Below are 1897 nucleotides of genomic sequence, written 5' to 3'. Positions count from 1 at the left end.
TCGAGGCGGCTGGCGAGGTCGGCGGCGCGCGACTCCGGCCAGGCGCGAGCGAGCTTCAGGAAGCGCGCGAGCAGCGGCGAGGTGATCAGCGCCAGGCACTCGCGGGCGACGATGCGCGACGGCACCATCGTGAAGTCGGCGTCGTAGGCGTCGAAGAGGATCTGGTTGGCGACGCGGTTCTGGCGCAGGACGACGAAGAGATCCGGGTTGACTTCCTTGGCGGTCATGGCGATCGACAGGTTGTTGGTGTCGTTGTCGCTCGCGGCGACGATTCCCACCGCGGTTTCGACGCCGGCCTGGCGCAACGGCGCTGCTTCGGTGCCCTGGCCGACGACGTGGCGGACGCCGGCCGGCAGCGTCGGATTGGGGTCGATGACCGCCAGCTCGACTCCCTGGCGTCCGAGATTGCGCACCACGGCCTGCCCGAATCGGCCGTAGCCGCAGACCACCCAGTCGCCGGCCGGCGGGTCGTGGCGCTCGGGAACCTGCTGACCCGGCAGGCCGGTCAGCAGGTCGACCAGGCGAAACCAGTTCGGCGAGTGGATCGCTTGCGCCAGGTAGTCGGCGAACTTTTCAAAGTGGTTGACGACGTAGTGCGTGCCAAAGGACATCATGTTGGCCTCGATCGCCGGACTGGCGACGCGGGCGACGATGCGCAGCCGCGGATTGATCAGGCGGCTGGCGATGGCGATGGCCAGATTGGCCGCGTCGTCGTCGGTCATCGCCAGCACGCCGCGGCAGCTCCGATGCTGCAGTCCGGCCATCAGGAGGTGCTGCGGCTGCGCCGCGTCGGCGCACAGGACGAGGATGTCGGCCGAGAAGTCCTCCAGTTCGAGTTCCTGGACGCGCGCCTCGGAGCGCTCGACGGCGACGACGCGAATTCCGTCGTGGTCCAGCGCCCTGGCGATCAGCAGGCCGGTCTCGCCACAGCCGCAGACGATGTAGAAGGCTTCGCCGAGCTGGCTGACGCGGCGCGCGAAGCGGCTGGTCAGCAGCACCTGCTGGAAGCCCTTGTCCTGCACCAGCGCCAGCAGGCTGACGATCGAGTACGACCAGCCGATGACCGAGAGGTAGATCGACGCCGTCACCCACATCCGCTGGGCATCGGAAAAGGCGTTCGGCAACTCGCCGAAACCGATCGTCGTCGCCGTGTAGCTGACGAAGTAGAAGGCGTGGAAGAAGCTCATCGGCGGCGCCGGCCGGCCTTCGGCGTCGACCCCGGGCACCAGCGTCAGGCCGAGCGTCGACACCGCGTAGATGACGATCAGGACGATCAGCGGCGCGCGCATGCGCCGCAAGGCGAGAAACAGGACGCCGGTGTTCATCGCGGCGCCGCCGTTAGCGCCGCAGCATCACGGTTTCGGCAATCAGCAGGACGACCGAGACGACGTTGGCGAACAGCGCGCCACCGCTCAGCGAGACGACGCTGGTGGTAACTTCGGGCGACATTCCCTCGCCGCCGACGTGCACCGCGTAGGCCCAGACGCAGGCGGCGGCAACGAGCTGGAGGTCGGCGACCAGGCTGGTCGACAGGTGCACGGCGCCGATCTGCGTGCGGTCGCCGAACTTGAGCACGGTGGCGATCAGGTTGACGACGATGGCGGCAAACAGCTCGTAGATGTGGTGATGCATCGGCTGATCGATGTCGCCGATGAAGAAGCCGAAGTTGAGTGTCGCGGCAAGGACGATGAAGAAACCGAAAACCACTTTTTCCAGGTTCATGGACACTCTCTCCGGGTTGGGGGCAGTCGCCACGCCAAGCGTGCGGGCATAGGTCGACAGCATACGCCGCGGCGGGCGGAAAGAAAACGGCGGCCGTAGATGTCGTAGGCGTCAGCGCCGTAACGCAAAGTGCAGGCCAAGGTCCGCCGCCGTCTGCTGCGCGCGCTGACCCGGC

2 protein-coding genes are annotated in these 1897 nt (G+C 67.3%); both read right to left on the bottom strand.

The annotated features are described in order from the left end of the window. Positions 1–1325 (bottom strand): potassium channel protein (locus CAPSK01_RS08805; protein ID WP_273703371.1); only part of this gene is annotated, 1325 nt, incomplete at its 3' end. Positions 1326–1338: 13 nt separating this feature from the next. After that, on the bottom strand, positions 1339–1722 hold the full coding sequence (locus CAPSK01_RS08800; protein WP_034925337.1) for a DUF6394 family protein: 384 nt from the start codon (positions 1720–1722) through the stop codon (positions 1339–1341). Positions 1723–1897: the final 175 nt, after the last annotated feature.

Source organism: Candidatus Accumulibacter vicinus (assembly GCF_000584955.1).
In the GTDB taxonomy this organism is placed as follows: Bacteria; Pseudomonadota; Gammaproteobacteria; order Burkholderiales; family Rhodocyclaceae; genus Accumulibacter; species Accumulibacter vicinus.
Note: the sequence above shows the minus strand (reverse complement) of the source record. Positions and strands in the feature narration are given on the sequence as shown.

Bases quoted from the DNA above. Each gene is read 5' to 3' on its own strand.
- CAPSK01_RS08800 (WP_034925337.1), bottom strand. From the start codon at position 1,722: ATGAACCTGGAAAAAGTGGTTTTCGGTTTCTTCATCGTCCTTGCCGCG.